Below are 6,850 nucleotides of genomic sequence, written 5' to 3'. Positions count from 1 at the left end.
CCTCCGCCGAATGATGCTTGCGCGTGCGCCGACGGATGTCTTTCACGACACGATCGGCCGGCAGCTTGGGCGTTCCGGGTTTCTGTCTCATCTCCACTCCTTGGCGGTTACGATGAGCCAGAAACCCTCCTTTACGAAATCACCTCAGATGGCCCATGGGCGCTGATCCCGGACAGTTTCGCCGTCCTGTCCGATCCCGGCCAAAGGCTCGGAAGAAGACAAGAGCGTCCAGCCGCCTCACCGGCAGGCCGCGAATTACCACCGCCGGATTTCCAACGAGCAGGATGGCGAGTTCGTCGTGACGATGGAGCAGCCTTCCAGGTCCGATCCGAAGCCCTTCGCCTATAAGGTGACGGCCCTTGGGATAGCTCTCGACGTTGCCGCACCGGCTGTCAGCAGCACCGCCGCAGCGGCGACGCCGCGGGCCGGCTGATGATCGATGCCTGGCTTTCCCACTTCGAAGTAGCTGCTGCCGAAGACCTTTGCTCTCCGGCAGCGGCTGCGCTTGTGCGTTTCGTCGAACGGCACGGCGCGCCTCTCGCCCGGTTCGTTGAAAGCCGCCACGGAGAGCTTGGCGATCTCATCATCCTCGATTTCCAAACCGGCCGTCCTCAGCGCAGCTTCTACGCGATCAAGCGCGCCGAGCGGATAGCCGTAAGGTTCGCCTCCGCCGATGCGATGCCGGTGGTCTATATGTTGCGGGAGGATTTTCCGGACACGCCTCACCAGCAGCTCGTTCTGGAAGGCTGTCCGCGTGCGATCTGTGTGGACGACAGGCCGTGGCAGGAGGCACGGCTGACCTGGACTCCTGCCGAACTCCTCGATCGCGTCCTCACCTGGTTCTCGCGCGCGGCAAAAGGCGAACTCCACGACGCGCGGCAGCCGATTGAGCCACTGATGCTGGGGAGCCCTCTCAGCTTCATCATCCCCCGCGAACTGGTTGGCTGCGCCGCGGAGCAAGACCTTATCGGTGTTCACGAAGCCGAGCGCCGTCAAACGCTTCGGGTCATGCCGCTTGGCACGTATGCCGGAAGTATCGAGGACATCGAGCCGATTTGCGTGCTGAGCTACCGCGTGTCGCCGCAGAACATGCAACGGCTCGCCTTCGCGCCGCACAACCTCGGCAGTCTCGCGGACATGCTTGAGCAACGCGGCATCAGTCTGTTTGATGATCTGCGTGGCCGATTGGCAACCTGGCTCGGCGAGGAGCCGCCCGCCGCATGGCGGATCAATTCCCGCTTCGCGATTATCGTCGAGATGCCGATTATTGCGCCCGATGGGGCGCAGCAGGATGGCACCGACCTCAGAGCTTTCGTCACCCAGCAAAGCGTCGGCGATGTCGGAGTCGCACTCGGCGCAGCTATTCGTGCGGAGCGCGGAGAAGGCAGCAAGGTGGGCTATGTGCCGCCATTGACGCCTGGCCAGGTCGACGAAACCCTGGTGCGCGAGATTGCAGCGCAATCGGCCGAAGTTCATTACGAGTTCGACCGCACACTCGCCACACGGCTATCCGGCAGGAGCGGGCTCGATGAGCGCCATTGCGTGCTGGTAGGGGCTGGCGCCGCCGGTTCCCACCTTGCCGACTGCCTCGTCCGGGAAGGCCGCTTTTGCTGGACGGTCATCGACGATGACCTGATCCTGCCGCACAATCTCGCCCGCCATACGGCCCGGGGCGACGGCGTCACGAAGGGGAAAGCCTCGCAGCTTGCCAAGGCTCTATCGAAGACGCTCCACAGCACCGCAGCGATCGCAGGTTGCATCGAAGTCAACCTGCTGGACGGAGATCGAGCCAACGGTGTCGAAGAAGCTCTCCAGGGAGCGGAGGTCATCATCGATGCAACAGCCTCCGTCCTCGCAGCGCGCGCCCTCTCGGATCATCCGTCACCGGCACGACGCGCGAGCGCATTCTTCAACCCGGCGGGCCGCGATGCCGTTCTGCTCGCCGAACCGGCGAACCGGTCGGTCGATCTACGTGACCTGGAAGCGCAGTATCTAGGGCTTCTCGCCCGCGAGCCGGCCCTGGCAAGCCATCTCGACGAGCCCGGCGGGACCTATGCCTACACCGGTGCATGCCGCGCTATTACAAATTTGATCCCGGAATCGCGCGTGATGACCCTCAGCGGTCTGCTGGCGGCGGGGCTGGGCAATGCCTTCGATCAACCCGATGGCACGATCAAGGTATGGTCGATGTCGCAGCACGGCGGCGTCGAGGTGCACGAAGCGACTCCGTCGCCGGTTGAGTGTTTTGCAGCGGGGGATTGGTCGATTTCCCTCGATCAGCGGCTTATCGCCCGCATACGGGCACTGCGGGCGGAATGCTTGCCGAATGAGACCGGCGGCGTGCTGACAGGTCTCGTCGATATTCCGGCGAAACGCATCCACCTGATCGACGCGGCCCCCGCGCCCCCTGACAGCAAGTCCAGCCGGAATGGGTTTGAGCGCGGGACCGAAGGTGTTCAGCAATATCTCGACGAGGTCCTGCGGCGTACCGGCGGTCATGTCCGCTACATCGGTGAATGGCACTCTCATCCACCGCGCGCGGGAACGTCTCCGAGCGCGACCGATCTCGTGCAGATTGACTGGCTTGCCACGCTCTTTGACATGGACACGCTGCCCGCGCTCATGCTGATCGTCGGCGACAAGAACGTGCGGGCAATCCTGGCGAACCGCGAAGCACTCCCATCAACGACCGGGCATGATGATGGCCTGAGAGCGGCGGGGGCAGAGTAATGGCCGAGCCCAAGATAGGACTGGCCCTGTCAGGCGGCGGGTCACGTGCGATCGCGTTTCACCTTGGCTGCCTGCGAGCCCTGGATGAACTGGGCATTCTTGACCGTGTCTCTGTGGTTTCCACAGTTTCCGGTGGAAGCGTCATCGGCGGGCTCTACGCCGCTCATCAAGGCGCATTTCCGGATTTCGAAGCACGTATTCGCAGCCTGTTGGCGCAAGGCTTTGTCCGGCCCGCACTCCGCAAGACCTTCAAAACCGCCGAGGGCTTGCGTGCTGCTTATTGCTGGGCCGTGCTTGTCCCGACAAGCGCTTTGCTGCGGGCGATTGCCGCAACTGCGCGCGCCATCTCGTTGCTGGTGCCACCGGCGAAGCGGGACCGTTGGCGGCTTGATGGTCTGCGGCCGCCATTTCGCCGGTTCGCAAGCAGAACGACAATCCTGCGCCGCGTGTTCGATGACGATGTCTTCAAAGGTCGGCGCCTGCGCGATCTGCCGGCCGATGGACCTCTCCTGATTGTCAATGCCGCCGATCTTCGGACCGGCTCCGCATTTTATTTCTCACGGCAAAGCTCAGGGTCCTGGCGCCTTGGTGAGGTCGCTGACCGCGACTTTACGCTCGGACATGCGGTGACAGCTTCCGCCGCCTATCCGCTTTTTCTGCCCGCTCTCGACGAGATAATTCCATTCAATAAGAAGGACGGTTCGCGGCGGGAGGAGCGCGTTACGCTGACGGACGGCGGCGTGTACGACAATCTCGGACTTGCCCCGCTTTGGCCGGACCGTGATCCGCAGATCAGTTTGAACGTCACGGAGATCGACACGATCATCTGCTGCCGGGCGGGTTACGGTCTGCGCTTCGATCCGCCGAGCCAGTTCCTGCTTTCTCGTTTGAGCAGCGCTTTTGCCTGCATCCACGATCGAGCCCAGAATGAAGCGATGAAACGCCTGTTTGACCTGCAGAGCGCGGGCAGAATCAGGGGATTTCTGCTTCCCTATCTCGGACAGGACGACCGGCGTCTGAAATATCCTCCCGAGGATCTCATCTCGCGGGAAGAAGCCTTTGCGTACCCAACCGATTTCTCGGCAATGTCCGAGGAATGGATCGACAAACTAAGTCGGCGCGGCGAGCAGCTGACGAAAGCGCTTGTTGCAGAGCATATGCCGTCCCTGCGAGACAGCTCCCAGCTCGGTAAGCCCGAAGCCTGAACGCTCATGGCGACCATAGGACGCCATTCTATTTACAGCTTCACCAGCGGCAGCCTCTCCAGATGCGCATCGATGGCCTCGGTGACGCTTTTGGCTTGCGGCAGGTGCGTCTTTTCCCTGGCCCAGGCTTCATGGAAGCGGGCGACGGTTTCCTTTGCGGTATCGAGGACGGGCTTTTCGGGCAGGTGTGCCTTGCCGGCGAGATAGGCGAGCTCGTCGGCATCGAGCGCATCGAATCGGCGCTTGCGGGCATATTTGAGGGCGGCCTCGTCGTCCTTGATGTAGGCGATGGTTGAGACGAAATCGTAGGCCGGTGAGAGAGAAGGGGTGCGCCGGTCGCGATAGATCAGCGACCAGTTTTTGAGATGCAGGTCGGCATTGCCGATCAGCGTGTTGAAGACCAGCCTGCGCGTGAATTCCTCTATGTCGGCATCGCTGCCTTCGGCGCCGATCACGGTCGCGATGTTGCGGTAGCTCGCGCTCTTGTACTTGTTCTCCGGGTAGACGCCGTACACTTGCGCGAAATCCTCGATATGGACCGGGCCGTCAGGCGTGCGGTCGAAGCGGGCGATGGCGTAGGCCTTGCCGGTGAGATCGCCGAGCCCTTCGGGCAGGTTCTTGATGGCGGTGAGATCAACGAGGTCGATCTCCGGAACGTCGATGCCGATCAGCCGGGCAAGGCTCATCATCGCGAATTCATTTTCAGGCACGCTTTTGAAGCGGGCCGAGGGCAGCTTGACGATCCATGAGCCGCCGACGCCTTCGGCGGGGATGGTCAGACCCTTGTTGGCTTTCGTGTCGCCGAGCGCCGAGAATTTGAGCTGGACGCCGGCGAGCGAGAAGCGCAGTGCGTTCTCGCGGCTTTGATTCCGCTCGCCGGTCTTGTCGCCTGTTCCGGGCGGCCAGGCTTCGCCTTCGGCGAGTTCGATGGTCAGCGCGCCGGGCAGGTCGCGCCCCAGCACCCAGAGCAGGAAGAACTCGCGCAGCGGATTCACCCCGGCGCGTTCGGCGAGATAATCGCGCAGATGGCCTTCGGGGAGCAGGTTCGAAAAGAACGGCAGCACGCGCACCTGCGTTGCCGCGTGATTGGTAATCAGGCCGCCGAGATCGTCCTTGAAGCCAAGGCCGAGCGTCGGGCGGTGTCCATCGGCAATGTAGTCCTCGGTGAAGCTGAAGAGCGTGCGGTCGCCCTGGACATGGGTGAGCGTGCCGATGACCCTGCCGTAGAGCTTCACGTTCAGGACGGAGACATCAGCCATCGCCGTGCTCCTCATGCTGACGATGGTCATCATCATCATCGTCATCATCGAGACGGTAGGCGGGGCGCGGCCGGGATGAGGCCGCTCCGCTGCCGGTCTGGCTGATAACGCTGTCGACGGCGGCAATCGCCCTGCGCGGCACGAGGCGCAGTTCGAGATCGAGGGCGCGGGCCAGCGCGATCAGGCTCGACACCCGCAGATCGGCGCTGCCGGTCTCGATCTTCGAGATATGGCTTTGCGGCACGCCTGTGCGGGCGCTCAGCGCACGCTGGCTCAGCCCCTTGGCGTCCCGGCCCTTTTTGAGGGCTTCGATGATCTCATCATTCTCATTCATGATCTGTTACTACATATCGTATGCGCCTGTTGATATAATTTAGCATATCAAGGGGTGCGTGTCGAGATTTGATCTGGTATTGCAGATCGAAACCGACCTTAAGATATGCTATTATAGATCATTCGGCCGGGAATGGGCAGGCTGGAGGCTGTTTTTTCAATGACGCGGTAAAGGGGCTTAAGAGGCAAAAGGCGGTACGCGATGAGTTCGATCAACCAAAGCCAGATCAGCAGGCTCAGCAAGGAAATTGCGGACCTGCGCAAGGCCGATGCCCGCGAGGCAAAAAAAGAGGCGGACCTGCTGGCAAAGATCAACCGTGCAAACGACTCCGCCGCGCGCACCAAGAGCCTGTCCACACTTCAGAGCAAAGCCAAAGAGGCCGAGCGTGCCACCAGGGATCTCGCCGGGGTGCAGAAGAAACGGGCCGATATCGCGGGGAAAATTGCGGAGAAATCCAAGAGCCTGCGCAGCTACGAAGACCGCCAGGCAAAGGAAGACGAAAAGCAGCGCAAGAAGATGGCGGACGAACAAAAGCGCCTCATTCGTGAACGCGAGACGCATGAACGGCGCGTCTCTGCGGAGATTCGCAGCCGCCGCGTCTCTGCCCCACAAGTGGAGTCTGTGCCGGATGAGCAGCAAAGCCATGATTTCTTTATCTCCCATGCCAGCGAGGACAAGGACGGCTTTGTCCGTGCCCTCGCTGAAGCGCTTCAGGAAAGAGGTGCGAGCGTCTGGTACGACGAATTTACGCTCAAGGTCGGCGACAGCCTGCGCCGCAACATCGATCGCGGGCTTGCCGGCTCCCGTTTCGGGGTGGTCGTGCTTTCGGAGCACTTCTTCGGCAAGGAATGGCCGAACAAGGAACTCGACGGGCTCGTCGCACTCGAAGTGCAAGGCCAGACACGCATCCTTCCGATCTGGCACAAGGTTTCCAAGGATGAAGTTGCCCGGTTCAGTCCGACGCTGGCCGACTGTCCGGGATCAGCGCCCATGGGCCATCTGAGGTGATTTCGTAAAGGAGGGTTTCTGGCTCATCGTAACCGCCAAGGAGTGGAGATGAGACAGAAACCCGGAACGCCCAAGCTGCCGGCCGATCGTGTCGTGAAAGACATCCGTCGGCGCACGCGCAAGCATCATTCGGCGGAGGAGAAGATCCGTATCGTGCTCGAGGGCCTGCGTGGCGAGGAGAGCATCGCGGAGCTGTGCCGGCGCGAAGGCATTGCGACGAGCCTCTACTACAGCTGGTCGAAGGAGTTCCTCGAGGCCGGCAAGAAACGGCTGGCGGGGGACACCGCGCGCCAGGCGAGCAGCCCCGAGGTGAA

At 62.0% G+C, this 6,850-nt stretch carries 6 protein-coding genes; 4 read left to right on the top strand and 2 right to left on the bottom strand.

Going from position 1 to position 6,850, the window contains the following annotated elements:
- Window positions 1–432 precede the first annotated feature (432 nt).
- A complete protein-coding gene (locus tag Q331_RS0118995; RefSeq protein WP_026381953.1) occupies window positions 433–2,730 on the top strand; it encodes a Mov34/MPN/PAD-1 family protein in 2,298 nt (765 codons plus the stop codon).
- Window positions 2,730–3,935 (top strand): patatin-like phospholipase family protein, encoded by a 1,206-nt coding sequence (locus Q331_RS23610; protein WP_084175163.1) that lies wholly within the window; start codon window positions 2,730–2,732, stop codon window positions 3,933–3,935. Before Q331_RS0118995 ends, Q331_RS23610 begins: the two co-directional genes overlap by 1 nt.
- Window positions 3,936–3,967: 32 nt before the next feature.
- Here Q331_RS23610 and Q331_RS0118985 read toward each other — a convergent pair whose 3' ends face one another.
- Window positions 3,968–5,194, bottom strand: coding sequence for a type II toxin-antitoxin system HipA family toxin (locus Q331_RS0118985; RefSeq protein WP_026381952.1), 1,227 nt, complete (start codon window positions 5,192–5,194; stop codon window positions 3,968–3,970).
- Window positions 5,187–5,528: a helix-turn-helix domain-containing protein gene (locus tag Q331_RS0118980; RefSeq protein WP_026381951.1), complete on the bottom strand. Its 342-nt coding sequence runs from the start codon at window positions 5,526–5,528 to the stop codon at window positions 5,187–5,189. The genes Q331_RS0118985 and Q331_RS0118980 overlap by 8 nt, the downstream gene beginning before the upstream one ends.
- 201 nt (window positions 5,529–5,729) lie before the next feature.
- On the opposite strand from Q331_RS0118980, the gene Q331_RS24250 reads away from it, so the two are divergent.
- Window positions 5,730–6,536: a toll/interleukin-1 receptor domain-containing protein gene (locus Q331_RS24250; protein WP_051631364.1), complete on the top strand. Its 807-nt coding sequence runs from the start codon at window positions 5,730–5,732 to the stop codon at window positions 6,534–6,536.
- 48 nt (window positions 6,537–6,584) lie between these two features.
- Window positions 6,585–6,850: transposase (locus tag Q331_RS0118970; RefSeq protein WP_026381950.1), on the top strand; the 266-nt coding region annotated here is incomplete at its 3' end.

The sequence above is a fragment of the Afifella pfennigii DSM 17143 genome (assembly GCF_000688515.1).
GTDB classification, from domain to species: Bacteria; Pseudomonadota; Alphaproteobacteria; order Rhizobiales; family Afifellaceae; genus Afifella; species Afifella pfennigii.
The sequence above is the reverse complement of the archived record's forward strand: the minus strand, read 5'-3'. Positions and strand labels throughout refer to the sequence as shown.

Excerpts from the sequence above, each read along its gene's own strand:
- Q331_RS0118995 (WP_026381953.1), top strand. The coding sequence starts at position 433 with ATGATCGATGCCTGGCTTTCCCACTTCGAAGTAGCTGCTGCCGAAGAC.
- Q331_RS23610 (WP_084175163.1), top strand. The coding sequence starts at position 2,730 with ATGGCCGAGCCCAAGATAGGACTGGCCCTGTCAGGCGGCGGGTCACGT.
- Q331_RS0118985 (WP_026381952.1), bottom strand. The coding sequence starts at position 5,194 with ATGGCTGATGTCTCCGTCCTGAACGTGAAGCTCTACGGCAGGGTCATC.
- Q331_RS0118980 (WP_026381951.1), bottom strand. The coding sequence starts at position 5,528 with ATGAATGAGAATGATGAGATCATCGAAGCCCTCAAAAAGGGCCGGGAC.
- Q331_RS24250 (WP_051631364.1), top strand. The coding sequence starts at position 5,730 with ATGAGTTCGATCAACCAAAGCCAGATCAGCAGGCTCAGCAAGGAAATT.